Origin of the sequence: Pseudomonas wadenswilerensis, from assembly GCF_024749185.1 — a bacterium.
GTDB lineage: Bacteria > Pseudomonadota > Gammaproteobacteria > Pseudomonadales > Pseudomonadaceae > Aquipseudomonas > Aquipseudomonas wadenswilerensis.
Window position 1 is genome coordinate 447,441 of record NZ_CP087191.1, and the last position, 21,099, is coordinate 468,539.

At 62.5% G+C, this 21,099-nt stretch carries 20 protein-coding genes; 13 read left to right on the top strand and 7 right to left on the bottom strand.

All coding sequences use genetic code 11. From position 1 onward, the window contains the following. Positions 1–59 precede the first annotated feature (59 nt). Complete coding sequence (locus tag LOY45_RS02010) at positions 60–893, top strand: EamA family transporter (RefSeq protein WP_115089226.1); 834 nt, start codon at positions 60–62, stop codon at positions 891–893. Between the two features lie 25 nt (positions 894–918). Further along, complete coding sequence (locus tag LOY45_RS02015; RefSeq protein ID WP_115089225.1) at positions 919–1,305, top strand: MAPEG family protein; 387 nt, start codon at positions 919–921, stop codon at positions 1,303–1,305. A gap of 6 nt (positions 1,306–1,311) precedes the next feature. Here the strand turns inward: LOY45_RS02015 and mltA are convergent, their stop codons facing one another. Next, a complete protein-coding gene (mltA, locus tag LOY45_RS02020) occupies positions 1,312–2,463 on the bottom strand; it encodes a murein transglycosylase A (RefSeq protein WP_115089224.1) in 1,152 nt (383 codons plus the stop codon). Between the two features lie 130 nt (positions 2,464–2,593). Between mltA and LOY45_RS02025 the strand changes: the two genes are divergently transcribed. Then, positions 2,594–3,040, top strand: coding sequence for a c-type cytochrome (locus LOY45_RS02025; protein WP_115089518.1), 447 nt, complete (start codon positions 2,594–2,596; stop codon positions 3,038–3,040). Positions 3,041–3,170: 130 nt separating this feature from the next. Here the strand turns inward: LOY45_RS02025 and LOY45_RS02030 are convergent, their stop codons facing one another. The 4 genes from LOY45_RS02030 to LOY45_RS02045 form a co-directional block, all read right to left on the bottom strand. Then, positions 3,171–3,566: a DUF1090 domain-containing protein gene (locus LOY45_RS02030; protein WP_115089223.1), complete on the bottom strand. Its 396-nt coding sequence runs from the start codon at positions 3,564–3,566 to the stop codon at positions 3,171–3,173. A gap of 59 nt (positions 3,567–3,625) precedes the next feature. After that, positions 3,626–5,305: an NAD-dependent DNA ligase LigB gene (ligB, locus tag LOY45_RS02035; RefSeq protein ID WP_258578678.1), complete on the bottom strand. Its 1,680-nt coding sequence runs from the start codon at positions 5,303–5,305 to the stop codon at positions 3,626–3,628. Between the two features lie 167 nt (positions 5,306–5,472). After that, positions 5,473–6,663 carry a methionine adenosyltransferase gene (gene metK, locus LOY45_RS02040; protein ID WP_038997515.1) on the bottom strand — a complete coding sequence of 397 codons (1,191 nt, stop codon included), beginning with the start codon at positions 6,661–6,663 and terminating at the stop codon, positions 5,473–5,475. Between the two features lie 12 nt (positions 6,664–6,675). After that, the gene (locus tag LOY45_RS02045) at positions 6,676–7,677 is read right to left on the bottom strand and encodes an ArsR/SmtB family transcription factor (RefSeq protein ID WP_258578679.1); all 1,002 of its coding nucleotides are present in this window, start codon (positions 7,675–7,677) and stop codon (positions 6,676–6,678) included. 259 nt (positions 7,678–7,936) lie between these two features. On the opposite strand from LOY45_RS02045, the gene tkt reads away from it, so the two are divergent. The 9 genes from tkt (at position 7,937) to LOY45_RS02090 (ending at position 17,309) form a co-directional block, all read left to right on the top strand. Then, positions 7,937–9,934, top strand: coding sequence for a transketolase (gene tkt / locus LOY45_RS02050; protein ID WP_115089220.1), 1,998 nt, complete (start codon positions 7,937–7,939; stop codon positions 9,932–9,934). Between the two features lie 154 nt (positions 9,935–10,088). After that, positions 10,089–11,156 carry an erythrose-4-phosphate dehydrogenase gene (epd, locus tag LOY45_RS02055; RefSeq protein WP_115089219.1) on the top strand — a complete coding sequence of 356 codons (1,068 nt, stop codon included), beginning with the start codon at positions 10,089–10,091 and terminating at the stop codon, positions 11,154–11,156. A 12-nt stretch (positions 11,157–11,168) separates the two neighbouring features. Then, positions 11,169–12,332 carry a phosphoglycerate kinase gene (locus tag LOY45_RS02060; RefSeq protein ID WP_134064582.1) on the top strand — a complete coding sequence of 388 codons (1,164 nt, stop codon included), beginning with the start codon at positions 11,169–11,171 and terminating at the stop codon, positions 12,330–12,332. Positions 12,333–12,362: 30 nt separating this feature from the next. Further along, positions 12,363–12,581: a hypothetical protein gene (locus tag LOY45_RS02065; RefSeq protein WP_115089217.1), complete on the top strand. Its 219-nt coding sequence runs from the start codon at positions 12,363–12,365 to the stop codon at positions 12,579–12,581. Between the two features lie 51 nt (positions 12,582–12,632). After that, entirely contained in the window at positions 12,633–12,959 is a 327-nt protein-coding gene (locus LOY45_RS02070; RefSeq protein WP_134064580.1) for an MliC family protein, read from the top strand. Between the two features lie 97 nt (positions 12,960–13,056). Beyond that, positions 13,057–14,121, top strand: a complete 1,065-nt coding sequence (gene fba, locus LOY45_RS02075) for a class II fructose-bisphosphate aldolase (protein ID WP_115089213.1) — start codon at positions 13,057–13,059, stop codon at positions 14,119–14,121. 213 nt (positions 14,122–14,334) lie between these two features. Further along, entirely contained in the window at positions 14,335–16,455 is a 2,121-nt protein-coding gene (locus LOY45_RS02080; protein WP_258578680.1) for a putative bifunctional diguanylate cyclase/phosphodiesterase, read from the top strand. 39 nt (positions 16,456–16,494) lie between these two features. Further along, positions 16,495–16,995 carry a M48 metallopeptidase family protein gene (locus LOY45_RS02085; RefSeq protein ID WP_115089209.1) on the top strand — a complete coding sequence of 167 codons (501 nt, stop codon included), beginning with the start codon at positions 16,495–16,497 and terminating at the stop codon, positions 16,993–16,995. A gap of 17 nt (positions 16,996–17,012) precedes the next feature. Further along, the gene (locus LOY45_RS02090) at positions 17,013–17,309 is read left to right on the top strand and encodes a winged helix-turn-helix domain-containing protein (protein ID WP_115089207.1); all 297 of its coding nucleotides are present in this window, start codon (positions 17,013–17,015) and stop codon (positions 17,307–17,309) included. A gap of 64 nt (positions 17,310–17,373) precedes the next feature. On the opposite strand, the gene LOY45_RS02095 is transcribed toward LOY45_RS02090, so the two are convergent. Further along, complete coding sequence (locus LOY45_RS02095) at positions 17,374–17,826, bottom strand: GNAT family N-acetyltransferase (RefSeq protein WP_115089205.1); 453 nt, start codon at positions 17,824–17,826, stop codon at positions 17,374–17,376. A gap of 232 nt (positions 17,827–18,058) precedes the next feature. On the opposite strand from LOY45_RS02095, the gene LOY45_RS02100 reads away from it, so the two are divergent. Beyond that, on the top strand, positions 18,059–18,799 hold the full coding sequence (locus LOY45_RS02100; protein WP_115089203.1) for a substrate-binding periplasmic protein: 741 nt from the start codon (positions 18,059–18,061) through the stop codon (positions 18,797–18,799). Here LOY45_RS02100 and yccS read toward each other — a convergent pair whose 3' ends face one another. Beyond that, positions 18,800–20,983, bottom strand: coding sequence for a YccS family putative transporter (yccS, locus tag LOY45_RS02105; protein WP_115089201.1), 2,184 nt, complete (start codon positions 20,981–20,983; stop codon positions 18,800–18,802). Positions 20,984–21,099 lie beyond the last annotated feature (116 nt).

Sequence of the window (21,099 nt, forward strand, 5' to 3'; positions counted from 1 at the left end):
AAGTGGTTATATAGCGGCTGGCCATTGATGACCTCTCCTGTCTTGCCAAGGACCTTTGCGTGCTCGCCACTTCACTGGTACTGGTCGCCGCGCTGCTGCACGCGACCTGGAACACCCTGATCAAATTCAGCGGCGAACGCCTGCTGGTGATTGCCAGCATGGACGTGGTAGCGCTGGTGTTTGCCGTTGCCATGGTGGCGTTCGTCCAGGTGCCGCCGGATGAAGTCTGGCCGTGGATGCTGGCGTCGGCGCTGTTTGAACTCTTCTATCGTTTTCTGCTGATTCAAGCCTATCGGGTCGGCGACCTGGGGCTGGTCTACCCGCTGATGCGCGGCTTGTCGCCGCTGGTGGTGCTGGCGCTGACCCTGACGTTTGCCGGCGAATCCCTGAGCAGCCAGCAGATTATCGGCATCCTGCTGATCCCCTGTGGCATGGTGTGTCTGCTCTGGCAGGGCGGCGGCGGTGACCGATTGCCCTGGTCGATGCTGCCGGTGGTGGCACTGATTGGCCTGTGCATCGGTTGCTACACCTGGCTCGACGGTCAGGCAATCCGCCTGTGGTCGCAGCCGCTGGACTATCTTGTATGGCTGACCCTGGTCAGTGCCTGGCCGTTTCCGCTGCTGGCAGGGGTGGCCCGACGCGCGCCGTTCATGCTGTTCTGGCGTCTGCAGTGGCGGTTGGGGCTGGCGGTGGGTTTTTGCGTGTTGTTCAGCTACGCCCTGGTGCTCTGGGCCATGCAGTTGGGCTCGGTGGCCGAGGCCGCGGCGCTGCGCGAGGTCAGCGTAATCCTGGTGGTGCTGTTCGGCATGCGCTACCTCAAAGAACCTTTTGGCGGGCCGAGGCTCTTAGCCTGTGCGCTGGTGCTGATCGGCATGCTGATCATGAAACTCTGATAATTCTACTGACAAGGACCTGGCCATGACCGTTGCCTTCTGGTGTGTACTGATTGCGTTGTTCCTGCCCATTGTGTGTACCAGCATCGCCAAGGTTGGCAGCGGGCGCTTCAACCTGCGCCAGAACCACGACCCGCGGGCTTTCCTCGACAAGCTCGAAGGCTTTCCGCGTCGGGCCCACGCGGCGCAATTGAACAGTTTCGAAGCTTTCCCGGCGTTCGCCGCAGCAGTGATCATCGCCGACATCGTCGGCAATGCCGAGCAGGTGACCCAGGACGTGCTGGCGGTGCTCTACATCACCAGCCGCCTGCTCTACATCATCTGCTACCTGGCCGACTGGGCCGCCCTGCGTTCGCTGGTGTGGTTCGTTGGCCTGGGCCTGATCGCGTCGTTCTTCTTCGTCTCGATCTGAACCGTATCATGGCACCTGGGGCACGGCCGGCAGGGCTGTGCCCTTGGGCCACAACAGCCAAATCTGACCCTGCTGCTTCATGTCACCGGCCAGCTTGCCAGCTTCACTGCCGGTGCCCCAGAACAGATCGGCGCGCACCTCTCCGGTGATCGCCCCGCCGGTGTCCTGGGCGGCGACCGGGCGCACTACCGGGGCCCCGTCAGGGCGGGTGGTGGACAGCCACAGCAGACTCCCCAGCGGAATCACCTTGCGATCGATGGCTACGCTGTAACCTGCGGTCAGCGGCACGTTGAGCGAGCCTCGTGGGCCTTCGTTGCTGTCCGGGCGAGTGCTGAAGAATACGTAGCTGGGATTGCTCGCCAACAGCTCCGGTACCCGCGTAGGGTTGCTCTGTGCCCAGGCATGGATGCTGCCCATGGTCACTTCTTCTTTTTTCAACTGCCCCTGTTCCACCAGCCAGCGGCCGATCGGGCGATAGGGGTGGCCGTTCTGGTCGGCGTAACCGATGCGCAGCTGGCGGCCGTCTTCCAGTTGAATGCGGCCCGAACCCTGGATCTGCAGGAACTGCAGGTCCATCGGGTCGGTCAACCAGGCCAGTACCGGTGCCTTGGCGCCCTGGGCATTGATGGTTTCTGCGGTGTCATAGGGTTTGAGCACCCGGCCTTCAAGGCGGCCGCGCAGGCGCTTGCCCTTGAGCTCGGGATAGACGCTGTCCAGGGCTACAACGATCATGTCGTCCGGTACGCCATAGATGGGCACATTGGCGCTGTCGGTCTGGGCCAGGCTGCCGGGGTAGACCGGCTCGTAGTAGCCAGTGATCAGGCCATTGGCGTTGTTCTCGGCCGAACGCATGCTGTAGACGTCCAGCTGCGCCTGGAGAAAACTGCGTACTTCAGCCGGGCTTGAAGGAACGGCTGCCGCTGCCGTGCAGGTGTTGGCCCAGACTGCATCGCGCTTGAGTCGCTCGCAGGCACTGCGCCAGGATTCGAAGCCGGCTACCAGGTCGCTATCGCTGACCTGTGGCAGGTCTTTCCAGGTAGCGCCGACATAGGTGGCCAGCGGGTGTGGCTTTGGTTTTTCCGGCGCGCTGCCGTTGCAGCCGGCCAGCAGGGCCAGCACTGACAGGGTCCAGCCAAGGTGGCGCAAAGGAAGTTTCATCAACGAGGTTCCTCGGCGGTTTGCGGGGCTTCCAGCGTATTTTGCAAACCGTAGTTTTAATAAGGGTATTGGTCTTTGCCGGTGAGGCGAGGATACTGGCCGCCTTTTTCCGTGAGCCGAAGTGATCAAGATGCTCAAGCGACTTTCTGTGGTACTGCTGGCGTGTTTGACCCTGAGTGCCTGTGGCGGGGTCGATCCCAACTCGCCATTGGGCCAGCGCAAGACGATCTTCAAACAGATGCTCAAGACCAGCGAAGACCTGGGCGGCATGCTGCGCGGGCGCCTGGCGTTCGACGGGCAGAAGTTCGCCGATGGCGCGGTCAAGCTCGATAACCTGTCCCGTGAACCGTGGAAGCACTTCCCGCAGGTTCGCGAAGAGGATGATACCAGCGCCCGCACCGATGTCTGGGAGAAGCAGGCGCGCTTCCAGGACCTGGCACGGCAGATGGAAGCCACCACCGCCGAACTGGTGGCGGTGACCCGTGCCCAGCCGCTCAAGGCCGCGCAGCTGACCGAGCCGATGAACAAGGTCGAGGCGGCGTGCAAAGCCTGTCATACCGAGTTTCGAAATCACTGAGTGATCAAGGGGCGCGGGGCGCCCCATCGCTGGCAACGCCAGCTCCCACAGGGTGCACGGCAAGTCACATTGTGGGAGTTGGCTTTGCCGACGATGGGCTGCGTAGCAGCCCCAATGTTCCCGCCTGCTGTTACTTCTCCAACTCATCCAGGGCGTGCTGCAGCTCCTGCTTGGACTCGGCCAGCTTGTCCTTGCGCTTGTTGATCTTCTCGGCATCGCCTTTCTTCATGGCCTTGTCCAGGTCCTTGGTACGCTGGTTCACTTCGTGGCGGGCGTCGAGGACTTTCTGCTCGCGCTCCTTGCGCAGGCCGGCGTCGGTGCAGTGCTCATTCACTTCGCTCAGCGCCTTTTCCAGACCGGCTTGCTGATCGCTGTTGCCATGGGCGCGAGCCTGTTCGATCTGCTCGCTGATGGCTTGCTTCTTGGCTGCGCAACCGGTCAGGCCTGGCTGTTGTTCGGCAGCCAGCAGGGGCGTGGCCAGGAGTGAACAGGCGGTGAACAGGGCAAGCGGGGAAAGCAGTTTCATTGGGGGCTCCGTTGTCGCGGGCTTGGCAGAATCCATGATGCTGCCTTGATCCGGGAAAATTAGAAACCCTCGATTGTGTGTCTGCGCAATTGTTCGGCCACTATTTGCACTTCCGGGGAGCGGAAAAAAGCCACTAACTGCGCACTGCGACCCGGGCCTATGCCTGGTTCTGCCAACCACTGCTCGGCATCGCGCTGGAGCAGATCTGCCCAGGTGAGCGTTGGCTTTAACGGGATTGCGGCCGGTACGCCCAAAGCGCTGAGCCAGCGCGCAAAGGGTTGCTGGCGGGCCTGGTCGAAGGCATGCAGCAAGTGCTGGCGGCTGCTTTCGCCAAGTCCAGGTACCGACTGCAAGTCTTCGTCCTGCAGGTCCAGCCAGTCGCCCAGGCCTCGCACATGACCACTGTCGATCAGTTTTTCCCAGGTGCCCGGCCCCAGTCGCGGCATGTTCAGGCCTTGCTTGCCGCTGAGCCAGTTGAGGCGGGCGATGAACTGGCGGCGGCAGCCATCGCTAGGTTGCCAGCAACTGAGCGGGTGGTGCCGGGCAGGGTCCGGAACCGCGAGGTCCATGCGCTGAACACTGCGCAGTACTACCTCATCCAGGCGCGGGATGGTCAGCCCGGCCAGGCTGATGGCAACCTGGTCGCCGGGGCGGATGTCCAGCTGCTGCCAGCGCTGAAAGGAACCGAGGCTGACCTGGCGGATCTGCCGGTCATCCAGTTGCACCGGCTCGATTTGCAGCACCGGGGTGATGCGCCCGGTGCGACCGATAGTGAACTGCACGCCACGGACTTCGGCCAGGGCCTGGGCAAAGGGGTACTTCCAGGCCGTTATCCAGTATGGGTCGCGTGCTTGCCAGCGGGTGCCGTCCGGGCGCTTGCCCTGACGCAGCACAACGCCGTCGCTGGCGAAGGGTAGTGGGCTGCGGTACCAATGCTCACGCCATCTGGCTGCATCGGCAAAGGTGCTCAAGGGTTCGCTGTACCGCTCGCTGTATTCGAAGCCCAATGCACTCAAGCCCTTGAGCCGCTCGCGCTGGTCGGCCGGCCCCAGCGGCCAGGCCCAGACAAACAATCCGACCACAGCGCCCTGTTCGGCACTGATGCGTTTGCGCGCGAGCAGGCCGGCGACATTGCCGCGGGCGTTGAGGCTGCCGGCGTTGGCTTGCACGTGGCCGTCCAGGCGCCAGAACAGTTCGCCCTGGAGCACCAGGTCGAGGGGCTCGGGTAGCTGCTGGTTGAGTGTGCCCAGAGCCGGTATGTGCCGGCTCCAGTCATGGCCATGGACGCCATCGCCACGGCTGATCAGTTGCACCAGCTTGCCGCCGCGATAGACCAGGGTGGCGGCCACGCCGTCGACCTTGGGTTGAATCCACAGGTCTTGCTTGTCATGCAGCCAGGCTTTGACTGCGGCATCGTCGGCCAGCTTGCCCAGGCCGGTATGGGGAATCGGGTGGCGCAGAGGGCCGACGGCGTTTTTCAGCGGGTTGCCCTGCGACTTTGTCGGCGAGGGGAAGCAGCTTTGCAGATGCGTCAGGCGGGTACGGCTCTGGTCATAAAGTTCGTCAGCGACCAGCGAGACCCCCTGGCGATGATAGTGGTCGTCCCAGTCGGCAAGGGTTTGCTGGAGCTGGCGGACTTCTGCCCGGGCCTGAACGGGCGTCCAGGCGGGGCAGGTCTGCGCGTGTGCCGGGAGCAGCCAAAAGAAGAGCAGAAGGGACAACAGGGACTTGTGCAGCATGGCGAGCATCCTTGCTCGTGATGGAATGCATAGCCTAGAAAAGTTTGGTGGCGTTAGCAGTCCTCAACTGTCAGGTCATGTTGCGTACTTCATCGCGGGGCAAGCCCGCTCCTACAAAAAAGCCCCAGCCGAGTGACCGGCTGGGGCTTTTTTTACAACTTCAGCTTTTACAGACCGGCAGCGGCGCGCAGGGCGTCGACGCGGTCGGTGCGTTCCCAGGTGAAGGTGGTGAAGGTGTCGTCGCCGACGGTCTTCTGTTGCGGGATACGGCCGAAGTGACCGTAGGCAGCAGTCTCCTGGTACATCGGGTGCAGCAGGTCGAGCATGGTGGTGATTGCGTACGGACGCAGGTCGAAGCACTCGCGCACCAGCTGGACGATCTTGTCGTCGGAGATCTTGCCGGTACCGAAGGTGTTCAGCGAGATCGAAGTCGGCTGAGCGACGCCGATGGCGTAGGAAACCTGGATCTCGCAACGCTCGGCCAGGCCGGCGGCGACGATGTTCTTGGCCACGTAGCGACCGGCATAGGCGGCAGAACGGTCAACCTTGGACGGGTCCTTGCCGGAGAACGCGCCACCACCGTGACGGGCCATGCCGCCGTAGCTGTCGACGATGATCTTGCGGCCGGTCAGGCCGCAGTCGCCTACCGGGCCACCGATGATGAACTGGCCGGTCGGGTTGATGTGGAACTGAGTGTCCTTGTGCAGCAGTTCAGCCGGCAGGGTGTGCTTGACGATCAGCTCCATCACCGCTTCCTGCAGGTCTTTTTGCGACACTTCAGGGTTGTGCTGGGTCGACAGCACCACGGCATCGATACCGACTACCTTGCCGCCTTCGTAACGGCAGGTAACCTGCGACTTGGCATCCGGGCGCAGCCACGGCAGCAGGCCGGACTTGCGCGCTTCGGCCTGGCGCTCGACCAGACGGTGCGAGAAGCAGATCGGTGCTGGCATCAGCACGTCGGTCTCGTTGCTGGCGTAACCGAACATCAGGCCCTGATCGCCGGCGCCCTGGTCTTCAGGCTTGCTGCGGTCAACGCCCTGGGCGATGTCTACCGACTGCTTGCCGATGATGTTCATGACCGCGCAGGTCGCGCCGTCAAAGCCGACGTCGGAACTGTTGTAACCGATGTCGACGATCACTTTACGAACGATGTCTTCCAGATCGACCCAGGCCGAGGTGGTGACTTCGCCAGCGATGATCGCTACGCCGGTTTTCACCAGGGTTTCGCAGGCCACGCGGGCGAACTTGTCCTGGGTGATGATGGCGTCCAGCACCGCATCCGAAATCTGGTCGGCGATTTTGTCCGGATGCCCTTCAGACACGGACTCGGAGGTGAAAAGGGAGTATTCGCTCATCTCGACGGGTTCCTAAAATTTACCGATGGTGATGTCGCCAGCCGGTCGCTGAAAATGGCGGACCTGAATCTGGAAACCATTACGTAAGCCCACATAGAGGCTGTCCCCGGGAGCCAGTCCCGCAGCGCTGGCCCAACGGGCCAGGTCGTCCTGCTCGAAGCCCAGCCAGATATCGCCACAGGCCTCTCTGGCCCAGCTCTGGTCATGGCTGCACAACTCTGTTACCAACAGGCTGCCGCCTGGTTTCACACGGTTGGCCAACTGCCGCAGGGCTTCGGCCGGGGCGCTGAAATGGTGCAGGACCATGTTCAGCACTACGCAGTCGGCTTCCACATCCGTTGCACTGAGTGCATCGGCCAACTGCAGGTTCACATTAGCCAGACCTTCGCGCTCGCAGACCCGGCGGGCCAGGTCAAGCATGGTCGGGCTGTTGTCCAGGGCGGTGACCCGGGTAAAGCGCCGGGCCAGCTCGGGAAGAAATTCGCCATCGCCGGGGCCCACTTCAAGGGCATCGGCGCCGGCTTCAAAACTGAGTTTGTCGAGCAAGGCCAACAGGCTTTCGCGGTACTGCGGCAAGCCGGCAATCAAGTCCTGCTGTGCGCGAAACTTCTCTTCGACTCGCAGGAAAAAGTCCTGGCTGGTGGCCGCCCGACGTTGTTGCACCTGAGCGATACGGGCCTGGACATCATCGGCCAGGGTCAGCCCGTCGACCTCCTCAAGCAATGCCGCATGCAGCTTGCCACCGAGGCTGAGGCCGTCGGGCAGGGCGCGGCGGTAGAAGATCGCATTGCCTTCGCGGCGGGTCGCCACCAATCCGGCCTGGGCCAGCACCTTGAGGTGGTGGCTCATGCCCGACTGGCCAATGGCGAAGATCTGCGCCAGTTCCAGCACGCCGAACGAATCGCTGGCCAGTGCGCGCAATACGTTCAGGCGCAGCGGGTCGCCGCCGGCTTTGCACAGGGCAGCCAGCGCATCGCTTTGCTCTTGGCGGATCGACGGCACGGGTAGGTTCATGGAGCGGCAGTCTAGTCAGGCAACGATAACGTCGCAAGGCCAATATCAAAAAGTTTTGATATTGCGCGATAGGCGGGGCAATTCGTCGCAGGCTGTGCGACCGATCCGGCTGTTTGCCCGGGTTAACGCCTGATTCTTCTCTCATTCACAGGAAAATCATGCTGCATCGACCATCCGTCATTGCCCCCGGGTACGTGCCTGGGCGAAAATGGCCGCCTTTTTTCGTTTCGTAACTAATTCAACACCCAGGAGATAAGCGATGCCCAGCCGTCGTGAGCGTGCCAACGCCATTCGTGCCCTCAGCATGGATGCCGTGCAAAAGGCCAACAGCGGCCACCCCGGTGCCCCTATGGGCATGGCGGATATCGCCGAGGTTCTTTGGCGTGATTATCTGAAGCACAACCCGACCAACCCGAGCTTCGCTGACCGTGACCGCTTCGTGCTGTCCAACGGCCACGGTTCGATGCTGATCTACTCGCTGCTGCACCTGACCGGCTACGACCTGTCGATCGACGACCTGAAGAGCTTCCGTCAGCTGCACAGCCGTACCCCGGGCCACCCGGAGCTCGGTTACACCCCGGGCGTCGAGACCACCACCGGGCCACTGGGTCAGGGCCTGGCCAACGCCGTTGGTTTCGCCCTGGCTGAAAAAGTCCTGGCTGGCCAGTTCAACCGCAAGAACCACAACATCGTCGACCACCACACCTATGTGTTCCTGGGTGATGGTTGCATGATGGAAGGCATTTCCCACGAAGTCGCTTCCCTGGCCGGTACCCTGGGCCTGGGCAAGCTGATCGCCTTCTACGATGACAACGGCATCTCCATCGACGGCGAAGTCGAAGGCTGGTTCACCGATGACACCCCGAAGCGTTTCGAAGCCTACAACTGGCAGGTGATCCGCAATGTCGACGGCCATGACGCCGACGAGATCCGCACCGCCATCGATACCGCGCGCAAGAGCGAGCAGCCGACCCTGATCTGCTGCAAGACCATCATCGGTTTCGGTTCGCCGAACAAGCAGGGCAAGGAAGATTGCCACGGTGCTCCGCTGGGCAACGACGAAATCGCCCTGGCGCGCAAAGCGCTGAACTGGAACCACGGCCCGTTCGAAATCCCAGCTGACATCTACGCCGAGTGGGACGCCAAGGAAGCCGGCAAGGCCGTTGAAGCCGAGTGGGACCAGCGTTTCGCGGCCTACTCCGCGGCTCACCCTGAGCTTGCCAACGAACTGGTGCGTCGCCTGAGCGGTGACCTACCGGCTGATTTTGCCGAGAAAGCAGCGGCCTACATCGCTGAAGTCGCGGCCAAGGGCGAAACCATTGCCAGCCGTAAAGCCAGCCAGAACGCCCTGAACGCCTTTGGCCCGCTGCTGCCTGAACTGCTCGGCGGTTCGGCTGACCTGGCCGGTTCCAACCTGACCCTGTGGAAAGGCTGCAAAGGCGTCAGCGCCGAAGACGCCAGCGGCAACTACATGTTCTACGGCGTGCGCGAGTTCGGCATGACCGCAATCATGAACGGTGTTGCCCTGCACGGCGGTCTGGTGCCTTACGGCGCCACCTTCCTGATGTTCATGGAATATGCCCGCAACGCAGTGCGCATGTCGGCGCTGATGAAGCAGCGGGTCATCCATGTCTACACCCACGACTCCATCGGTCTGGGCGAAGACGGTCCGACCCACCAGCCGATCGAGCAACTGACCAGCCTGCGCAGCACGCCGAACCTGGACACCTGGCGCCCAGCCGATGCCGTCGAGTCGGCGGTATCCTGGAAGTTCGCCCTGGAGCGTAAAGACGGCCCGTCGGCGCTGATCTTCTCGCGTCAGAACCTGCAGCACCAGGAGCGTGATGCCGAGCAGATCGCCAACATCAGCCGCGGTGGCTACGTCCTCAAAGACTGCGCAGGCGAGCCTGAGCTGATCCTGATCGCCACCGGTTCCGAAGTCGGCCTGGCGGTTCAGGCCTTCGACAAGCTGACCGAGCAAGGCCGCAAGGTACGCGTGGTGTCCATGCCGTCGACCAGCGTGTTCGATGCCCAGGAGGCTGGCTACAAGCAGTCGGTGCTGCCGCTGGAAGTCGGCGCGCGTATCGCCATCGAAGCGGCCCATGCCGACTTCTGGTACAAGTACGTCGGCCTCGAAGGCCGCGTCATCGGCATGACCACCTACGGCGAGTCGGCACCTGCGTCGGCCTTGTTCGAAGAGTTCGGTTTCACCCTGGAAAACATCCTGGGTACTGCTGAAGAGCTGCTGGAAGACTGATCCCGTTTCCCTGTGGGACTGGCGTCGGCTTCATCGCTGGCAAGCCAGCTCCCACAGGGGCTGCGGTGATCCCTGTGGGAGCTGGCTTGCCAGCGATTGAAGTCAACTCGATTCCCGCAGGTTGCAGATAACGCTTCTGTTCCGTGAGCATCCCATGCCCCAAACGCGTCCTTACAAAGTTGCACTCAACGGCTACGGCCGTATTGGTCGTTGCGTCTTGCGCGCACTCTTTGAGCGGGGGGCGAAGGCGGGCTTCGAGATCGTTGCACTGAATGACCTGGCCGACCAGGCCAGTATCGAATACCTGACACGCTTCGACTCCACCCACGGGCGTTTCCCCGGTGAGGTGAAGGTCGACGGCGATTGTCTGCATATCAATGGCGACTGCGTGAAAGTATTGCGCAGTGCCACCCCGGAAGGGGTCGACTGGGCGGCGCTCGACGTCGATCTGGTGCTGGAGTGTTCCGGTGCCTACAACACCCGCGCCGATGCCCAGCGTTTTCTCGACGCCGGTGCGCCGCGGGTGCTGTTCTCCCAACCCATGGCCAGTGAGGCAGATGTCGACGCCACAGTGGTCTACGGGATCAACCAGGATTGCCTGGATGGCACCGAGAGGCTGGTCTCCAACGCCTCCTGCACCACCAACTGCGGCGTGCCGCTGCTGCGCGTGCTGGACCAGGCCTTTGGCCTGGAGTACGTGTCGATCACCACCATCCACTCGGCGATGAACGACCAGCCGGTCATCGACGCCTATCACCACGAAGACCTGCGCCGTACCCGTTCGGCGTTCCAGTCGGTGATCCCGGTGTCCACGGGCCTGGCCCGCGGCATCGAACGGCTGCTGCCGGAACTTGCCGGGCGAATTCAGGCCAAAGCCGTACGCGTGCCGACCGTTAACGTGTCGTGCCTGGACATCACCCTGCAGACCGCCCGCGACACCACTGCGGCCGAGGTCAACCGGGTGCTGCGCGAAGCCGCCCTGAGCGGCCCGCTGCGAGGTCTGCTGGCCTACACTGAACTGCCGCACGCCAGCTGTGATTTCAACCATGACCCGCATTCGGCGATTGTCGATGCCAGCCAGACCCGCGTTTCCGGCCCCCGGCTGGTCAACCTGCTGGCCTGGTTCGACAACGAATGGGGTTTTGCCAACCGTATGCTCGACGTTGCCGATCACTTTCTGCACGTCGTCAATCAAACCCGCTCCACTTGTAAACAGCCCTGAAGGACTGCATTCATGACCGTGTTGAAGATGACCGACCTCGATCTGCAAGGTAAGCGCGTACTGATCCGCGAAGACCTCAACGTGCCTGTGAAGGACGGTGTGGTTGCCAGCGATGCGCGCATCCTCGCTTCGCTGCCGACCATCAAGCTGGCCCTGGAAAAGGGCGCGGCCGTGATGGTCTGCTCGCACCTGGGCCGCCCGAGCGAAGGCGAATTCTCCGCCGAGAACAGCCTCAAGCCGGTCGCCGAGTACCTGAGCAAGGCCCTGGGCCGCGACGTGCCGCTGGTTGCCGACTACCTCGAGGGTGTCGAAATCAAGGCCGGTGACATCGTCCTGTTCGAGAACGTGCGCTTCAACAAGGGCGAGAAGAAGAACGCCGACGAGCTGGCGCAGAAGTACGCCGCCCTGTGCGACGTGTTCGTGATGGATGCCTTCGGTACCGCTCACCGCGCTGAAGGCTCGACTCACGGTGTCGCCAAGTTCGCCAAGGTGGCTGCTGCTGGCCCGCTGCTGGCCGCCGAACTGGATGCCCTGGGCAAGGCCCTGAAAGCCCCGGCCAAGCCGATGGCGGCCATCGTTGCCGGCTCCAAGGTCTCGACCAAGCTGGACGTGCTCAACAGCCTGAGCCAGATCTGCGACCTGCTGATCGTCGGCGGCGGCATCGCCAACACCTTCCTGGCCGCTGCCGGTCACCCGGTTGGCAAGTCGCTGTACGAGCCAGACCTGATCGACACTGCCAAGGCCATTGCCGCCAAGGTCAACGTGCCGCTGCCGGTGGACGTAGTCGTGGCCAAGGAATTCGCTGAAAGCGCTGAAGCGACCGTCAAGCTGGTTGCCGACGTTGCCGAAGACGACATGATCCTGGACATTGGCCCGCAAACCGCAGCCAACTTCGCCGAGCTGCTGAAGTCGTCGAAGACCATCCTGTGGAACGGCCCGGTTGGCGTGTTTGAATTCGACCAGTTCGGCAACGGCACCAAGGTGCTGGCCCAGGCCATCGCCGACAGCACTGCGTTCTCCATCGCCGGTGGTGGCGATACCCTGGCAGCCATCGACAAATATGGCGTAGCCGAGCAAATCTCCTACATTTCTACCGGTGGCGGTGCATTCCTCGAGTTCGTAGAAGGTAAAGTGCTGCCGGCCGTTGAAATGCTGGAACAGCGGGCCAAGGCCTGATCCATTCGGCCTGGCAAAGGGAGCGACCCGATGGTCAAGCAATTGCCTGTGATTATCCTGGCCGGGCTGCTCGGCGCTTGCTCCAGTAACCCGGAGCAGGCGACGCCAAAGCCCGGCGCGCCGAAAGGTGGCTGTTATCAGTCTGAATGGCAGGCCGAGACGGTACCGGTGATCAACAAAAGGCTGGGCCCGGATGGCCTGGAGAAATACGACGACGAACATCAGCACCGGGCCCCGGGGTGCCCTTGATCGGTTCAGGGCAACCTACCGGCCGGTTTGTGGTCTGCTAGAGGATATTGGATGAAAGCGGTAGTGGCCTTGATGGCCCTGGCAGTACTCGGTGGTTGTGCAAGCCTCAAGCCTGCGCCGGCGCCGACCGACAACTGGACCCGCTGGGTCTGTGACAGCCAGGCTGAAGTACTCTGGCGCTTTGCCGATAGCAGCCAGCAGGATGTGGACGTGCGCCTTGGTGGCGGCGACCAGGTCTACCGGCTCAAGCCGGAGCCCAGTGGCTCGGGTGCGTTGTACAGCGATGGAGTGCTGGCGTTCCACAGCAAGGGTGATGAAGGCCTGGTGTACTGGGTCGCCACCGATGATTTGATAGGGCGGGGCTGCAAGGCGCCGTGACTGGCCGGGCCGCTCGAAGGCCCACACTACTTGAATAGCAACCGCCGCTGCGGCAGGCTTGCACGAAAAACGACGCTTGTCGGGAGAGAGATACACAATGGCACTCATTAGCATGCGCCAGATGCTGGACCACGCCGCTGAATTCGGCTACGGCGTTCCAGCTTTCAACGTCAACAACCTCGAGCAGATGCGCGCCATCATGGAAGCTGCCGACAAGACCGACTCCCCGGTGATTGTCCAGGCCTCGGCCGGTGCCCGCAAATACGCTGGCGCGCCGTTCCTGCGCCACCTGATCCTGGCGGCCATCGAAGAGTTCCCGCACATTCCGGTGTGCATGCACCAGGACCACGGCACCAGCCCTGACGTCTGCCAGCGCTCGATCCAGCTGGGCTTCAGCTCGGTAATGATGGACGGTTCGCTGGGTGAAGACGGCAAGACCCCGACCGACTACGATTACAACGTTCGCGTTACTCAGCAAACCGTTGCCATGGCTCACGCCTGCGGCGTTTCGGTTGAAGGCGAGCTGGGCTGCCTGGGTTCGCTGGAAACCGGCATGGCCGGTGAAGAAGACGGTATCGGCGCCGAAGGCGTGCTGGATCACAGCCAGATGTTGACCGATCCGGAAGAAGCCGCCGACTTCGTCAAGAAGACCCAGGTCGACGCCCTGGCCATCGCCATCGGTACCAGCCACGGTGCCTACAAGTTCACCAAGCCGCCTACCGGCGACGTGCTGGCGATCGACCGCATCAAGGAAATCCACAAGCGCATCCCCAACACCCACCTGGTGATGCACGGTTCGTCCTCGGTACCGCAAGAGTGGCTGGCGATCATCAACCAGTACGGCGGCGACATCAAGGAAACCTACGGCGTACCGGTTGAAGAAATCGTCGAAGGCATCAAGTTCGGCGTACGCAAGGTCAACATCGACACCGACCTGCGCCTGGCCTCCACGGGTGCCATGCGTCGCCTGATGGCCACCAACCCGAGCGAGTTCGACCCACGCAAGTTCTTCGGCGAAACCGTCAAGGCCATGCGCGACGTCTGCATCGCCCGTTACGAAGCCTTCGGCACCGCGGGTAACGCTTCGAAGATCAAGCCGATCTCCCTGGAAGCGATGTTCCAGCGTTACGCCAAGGGCGAGCTGGCCGCCAAGGTCAACTAAGCCTGAACAGAAAAACCCGCAGCGATGCGGGTTTTTTTGTGCCTGCGCGCCAAGGAAGCAATGCGCATGGCCTGGATGGATAGACCGTTAGTCGGCTAACAGGCCTTTCCATGCATGATGGCAATGTGCTGACTTCAGATTTATGGCAGCCGGGTCTAGAGTTACGCACAGATTTCAGCCGAAGTCCGGCATTGGTGTCCTAAGAGAAGCAGCATGGATTGCGCGCAACCTCAGTCACACGATAGCGGCTCAGTACTGCTGGTCGTTGATGATTACCCGGAAAATCTGATCAGCATGCGGGCCTTGCTGGCCCGCCAGGATTGGCAAGTACTCACCGCGAGCTCGGGGATGGAAGCCCTGAGCGCGCTGCTCGAACATGAAGTGGACCTGGTGCTGCTGGATGTGCAGATGCCGGGCATGGATGGTTTCGAGGTTGCGCGCCTGATGCGCGGCAGCCAGCGCACGCGGCTGACGCCGATCATCTTCCTCACGGCCAACGAGCAGTCCCAGGCCGCCGTGCTCAAGGGGTATGCCAGTGGGGCGGTGGACTACCTGTTCAAACCCTTCGACCCACAGATCCTCAAGCCCAAGGTTCAGGTCTTGCTCGAGCAGCAGCGCAACCGACGCTCGTTGCAGCGCTTGAGCCGCGACCTGGAAGCGGCGCGGGCTTTCAATGCATCGGTGCTCAACAATGCCGCCGAAGGCATCCTGGTGGTGGGTGAAAACGGCGAGATTACTTTTGCCAATCCGGCCATCTCACAGTTGCTCGAAGCGTCGGTAGAGGTGCTGCAAGGTGCCAACCTGCTGGATTTCGTGCAATCGCCGGGGATGACGTTGTGGAGCGATTCGGCTTTCTACCAGGCCTACCTGGATCGGCAGATCTTCCGCTTGCACGACGCCCTGCTGCGCACGGCGGGTGGCCAGCCGGTGCCGGTGGCGCTGTCGTGCTCGCCGTTGACCGATGGCCAGCGCGCCATGGTGGTCACGGTGCTGGACATGTCGGTGGTGCGCAACCTGCACCAGCAACTGGAGTTCCAGGCGGTCACCGACCCCCTGACCGGGCTGCTCAACCGCCGTGGCTTCTATCAGGCTGCCGAAAGCGCCCTGGTGCGCAACGAGCGCAGCGACAAGACCCAGGCCCTGATGTACCTGGATCTGGATGGCTTCAAGCGCATCAATGATTTTCTCGGCCATGAGGCCGGCGACCGGGTGCTGCATTGGGTGGCCGAACAGCTCAAGGATTGCCTGGGCGCCAGTGCGATCCTCGCGCGCATGGGCGGCGACGAGTTCACCGCGCTGTTCGATGCCCTGGAATACCCTGAGGAGGCCGCGCGCTTTGCCGAGCGGGTGATCGAGCGCATGTCGATCTGCCAGCAGATCGAGGGCATGGAAGTGACCCTGGGTGTGAGCATCGGTATTGCCACCTACCCCGATTGCGGCGCCAACCTCGACGGCCTGTTGCGCGCGGCCGACGCTGCGATGTATGCGGCCAAGCAGGCTGGGCGCCAGCAGTACCGCTATTACGACCAGGACCTCAACGGCAGGGCACGCTCACGCCTGATGCTCGAAGACTCGGTGCGCGGTGCCATTGAACACAAGGATTTCAGCCTGGTCTACCAGCCTCAGGTCGCCTTTGCCGACGGGCGTCTGCGCGGCTTCGAGGCGCTATTGCGCTGGCAGCATCCCAGCGTCGGCGATGTACCGCCAGGGTTGTTTCTGCCCTTGCTGGAAGAGGCGCGATTGATTTCGCGCCTGGCCAGCTGGATCTACGCCCAAGGCGTGGCGCAGCGGCGTGACTGGCAGGAATGCTTCGAGCCGGGCCTGGTGCTGGGGATCAGCCTCAGCCGCGTGCAGTTTGCCATGCCCAACCTGGTCGAGGAGCTCGGACGGGTGATTGCCAGCCAGGGCCTTGACCCGGCGCAGCTTGAGGTCGAGGTTGCCGAGACTTCGTTGATGGTCAACAACGATGTGGCCTTGAAGCAGTTGCACAAGCTGCGTGAGCTGGGCGTGCGTATCGCCCTCGACGATTTCGGTGCTGGCGATTGCTCGCTGCGCATGTTGCGCGACCTGCCGATCGACACCCTCAAGCTCGACCGCCATCTGGTCGCCCGGTTGCCCGGGTCGCAAGCGGACGCGGCCCTGGTTCGCTGTGTGATTGACCTGTGCCGACAGTACGCGATCAGCGTCATCGCCGAAGGCGTCGAAACCCGCGAGCAGGCGCAATGGCTGCAGGCCAACGGTTGTGAGTATGTGCAGGGGTTTCTGGTGGCGCGGCCCATGACACCAGGGGACGCCGGGGCGTTTCCGGGCTTTTTTGACTGGCAGCGGGTGTAGTTCGGTACACTGGGCGTTTTATCGTCAACCGTTTTGGCCATGACCGCACTCAAGTACCTGCAAGCCTACCCGCCCGCCCTGCAAGACCAGGTTCGCCAGTTGATTGCCAGCAATCGCCTGGGCGACTACCTGCAGCAGCGCTATCCGGACAGGCACGCGGTGCAGAGCGACAAGGCGCTGTACACCTATGCCCAGGCGCTCAAGCAGGAGCACCTGCGCAACGCGCCGAACCTCGACAAGGTGCTGTTCGACAACCGCCTTGACCTCACCCATCGCGCGCTCGGGCTGCATACGGCCGTGTCGCGGGTACAGGGCGGCAAGTTGAAGGCCAAGAAGGAAATCCGTATCGCCTCGTTGTTCAAGGAGGCGGCGCCGCAGTTTTTGAAGATGATCGTGGTACACGAGCTGGCGCACCTGAAAGAGTCCGATCACAACAAGGCGTTCTACCAGCTCTGCGAATACATGCAGCCGGGCTACCATCAACTGGAATTCGACCTGCGGGTTTACCTGACCTACCGCGAGCTGCCCGCCAGCCTGTAGGCCCTGAGGATTTGCCAATGGAAGTGAGCAAGACCAAGAGCAGTTTCTACCGCCGGCTGTATGTCGCCTGGCTGATCGACAGCCAGACCGCCAGCACTGTCCCGGCCTTGATGGAAGCCACCGGCATGCCCCGGCGTACCGCCCAGGACACCATTGCCGCCCTGGCTGACCTGGATATCGTCTGTGAGTTCGAGCAGCAGGCAGGGGCGCGCAATCATGCCGGGCACTACCGGATTCGCGACTGGGGAGCGATCGACAAGCAGTGGATCATTCAGCATTTGCGCAGTGTTCGTGAGGTGCTTGGCTATCCCTGAGGGCCCCATCGCTGGCAAGCCAGCTCCCACACAATTGTAGGAGCGGGCTTGCCCCGCGATGCTTCTAGCCGCGACGCATACCGATATGCGGGATATCGTCTTCCAGGTATTCCTCTCCCGCCACCTTGAAACCATGGCGCGCATAGTAGTCCTGCAAGTGCGCCTGGGCTGACAGGTACACCGGCACTTCAGGCCAGTAATGCTCTGCGTACTTGAGCCCATGCTCCATCAGTTCATGGCCCAGGCCGCGGCCACGTGCTTCGGGGGCGATCAGTACCCGGCCAATGACCACGTCACCACCCTGGGCTTGCGGGTCCAGCAAACGCAAGTAAGCCAGCAGGTTGTCACCTTCCCAGGCCATCAGGTGGCAGGTATCGCCCTCCAGGTCCTGGCCGTCGACTTCCTGGTAGGCGCATTTCTGTTCGACCACGAAGACTTCGGTGCGCAGTCGCAGAATGGCATAGAGTTGTTCCTTGCCAATGTCACTGTGGTGTTTGCAGATCCAGTCGATAGCCATGGGCGTCTCTCAAGTGGTTGATACCCCTGATCATGGCAGACAGCCGCGCGAGGGTCTAATTGCGCCAGGTCAATACAGGCTCGAAGTCGACCGGAATAGAGGCCATTTGATATCATTTGCCTCTGCCCGAGTACTTCTTCTTTGTGTAACCTGCAATGGCTGATTGGCACTGAACATTCTCAAGCAGTTGAAATCAACGGCGCGAACCAGGGGTTCGCTAAAGGATTTGAGCATGCGGCCATTGCTTCGAGTCTTGGCTTTGCTGGGAATACTGCTACTGGCGAGCACGACGGCGCAGGCCGCCACACTGCGCCTGGTTGCCGACAGCTGGCCACCTTTCACCGATGCCAACATGGCCAACGGTGGCCTTGCCACGGCCATTGTCACCACCGCCCTGACCCGTGCCGGTTATACCAGCCAGTACCAACAGGTGCCCTGGGCGCGGGCGCTGCTGGGGGTGGGGGACGGGCGCTACGATGTGCTGGTCAATGCCTGGTACAACGACTCGCGAACCGAAATCGGCCAGTTCTCCGCTGGCTACCTGACCAACCGTATCCGCCTGCTCAAACGCAAGGGCGATGCGGTGCGCTTCAATGCCCTTAGCGACCTGTACCCGTTCCCCGTCGCCGTGGTGCGCGATTACGCCTACTCACCCGAGTTCGACAGCGACGCTAACTTGCAGAAAATTCCGGTACGCAGTTTTTCCGTCGCCGTCGGCATGCTGGCCGCCGGCCGCGTGCGTCTGGCGCTGGAAGATGAGTTTGTTGCCGGTTACTACCTCAAGCGCGAACCGAAAGAGGTGCGTGAAGCTGTGGAGTTCTTTGACAAGCCCGTCAGCGAGAACAGCCTGCATATTCTCGTCAGCCTGAAGAACCCCGAGCACCAGCAGATCGTCGCCGGCTTCGATCGTGCCATCGCCCAGATGAAAGCCGATGGCAGCTACGCCCGGTTGCTCAAGCAGCACGGCATGTAATCAGGCCGGCGTGCTGTCCTTGATCAGGTGCGCGGCGAGGGTGCGCAGCGGCCCCAGCTGCCGGCAGATCAGCGCCAGCTGGGTTTGCACCAGACGCTGGTTTTCGTCGAGCTCTTCGGGCATCTGCTCAAGGTCGTTGGCCAGGGCTTCTTCGGCATCGCTGTGGATCGCCACCGGCAGTTTGCTGGCCAGGCCTTCGGCAATCTCATCCAGGCTGTTGGCCAGGCTCGCCCCGGCGCCATCGATCAACTGCTCGCGAACCGCGGCATCCAGCGCGCTGTCGCGGTGTGCGCCCAGGCCCGAGAGATAGCTGAGCAAGGTGTGCGAGAGCACCAAAAAGCGAAAACCGACATCCGCCTCCTTACGAAAATGCCCAGGCTCCATGAGCATGTTGGCCAGGGTGGTCGACAGCGCTGCATCGGCGTTGTGGGCGTTGCGCCGGGCCAGGCGGTAGGCGAGGTCGTCGCTCTTGCCCTGGGCGTACTGCTGCATGATCTGGCGCAGGTAGGTGCTGTTGCAGCTCAGGGTGTTGGCCAGCACCTTGTTCAGGCGGCGGCCCTGCCAGTCCGGGAGGAACAGGAACACCGCCAGGATGGCGATCAGGCTGCCCACCAGGGTATCGAACAGCCGTGGCAGGAACAGCCCGTAGCCATCGCCGATCTGGTTGAAGCAGAACAGCACCATCAGGGTGATCGCCGCCGTGGCCAGGGTGTAGCGGGTGGTGCGGTTGACGAAGAACACCACCCCGGCGGCCACGGCGAACAGCGACTGGACAACCGGGCTTGGGAACAGGTCGAACAGCGCCCAGCCGACGGTCAGGCCGATGGCGGTGCCGATGATCCTTTGTACCAGCTTGCGCCGCGTGGCGCCGTAGTTGGGCTGGCAGACGAACAGGGTGGTGAGGATGATCCAGTAACCCTGGGTCGGGTGAATCAAATGCACCATGCCATAGCCGATCGACAGTGCCAGGGGCAGGCGCAGGGCGTGGCGGAACAGCAGCGAGGTCGGTGTCAGTTGCTGGCGCAGGCGGCTCCAGACGTCCTTGAAGTTACGCGGCGAACGGTCGAGCAGGCTGCTGTCGCTGGCATCGGCGAGGTTGTCGGGGTTGCTGGCGTCGCTGAGCAGGCGGTCAAGAGTCGCCAGGTTCGCCGCCAGTGCGCGCAGCGAACGCAGTAGGCCACGCCAGGCCGGGTTGCTCTGGATGCGCAGGTGCTCGAGCGAAGCGTGCAGGTCTTCCAGGGCCTGGGCGAAACTGGTGTCGTAGGTGAACGGCTGGCGCAGCTGGATGGATTCGGACAGTTGCTGGCAAGCCACGCCCTGTTGGCGCAGCAGGCGCTGGCAGCGGAACAGCACATCGCTGTGGAAGAAGGCTTCGGTCAGGGCGTTGTACGGGTAGTGCGAAGAACTGGCGCGCTCGTGGATGTCCTGGGCGAGGAAGTACAGCTTCAGGTAGCGGCTGACCTTCGACCCCGGCCGGCCATTGCCGACCCGGTGCAGGATGATCTCCTTGGCTGCGTTGAGCGCGGCCACCACCCGGCCGTTCTGCTGCGCCAGCTCCAGGCGGCGGGCTTCGACGTCCAACTGGCGAATCGGCTCGAACAGGGTGGCCTTGAGCTTGAGGTAACGGCCCAGTTCGCGGAACAGCCGGGCCAGGCTCTGCTGCACCGGCTGGTTGGAGAACAACGCCTGCCACAGCACCGAGAGCAGGCCGTACCAGGCGGCGCCGGCCACCAGCAGCAGCGGCTCATGCCAGAAATCGGTGACTTCGCCGCCGCGCTGGTCGACGCCGATCATGGTATAGACCGACAGGATCAGGGTCGCCGAGGCAATCGCGCCGTAGCGTTCACCGAGGGCGCCGAGCATGGTCAGGGCGAAGCTGGCCAGGGCCAGGGCGCAGCCGAAGATGATCGGGTAGGGGAACAGTAGTTCCACCGACAGCGCGGCGATGGTGAAACACACCAGGGTGACTGCCAGGGCATTCAGGCGCCCTTGCCAGCTGTCGTCGGTCTCGGCCAGGGCGCTGGCGATAATCCCCAGGAACAGCGGAATCAGCAGGCTCATTTCGTCCTTGTACCAGCACAGCAGCATGCTGCCGGTCAGGGCGATAAGAACGCGGATGGCGTAGCTGAACTTGTCCAGGGCCCAGAGGCGGCGCAACGATTGGCTGAACGAGGAGGATGACATGTCGGGTGGGCAGGCCTTGGGCGATGATCGAAATTGAGCCAATCAGATGGCAGCAGTGTTACCGCTGCCATCTGACCAGCAAAATTTGTTCCTTGATGCGCTGATTCTACCGCGAA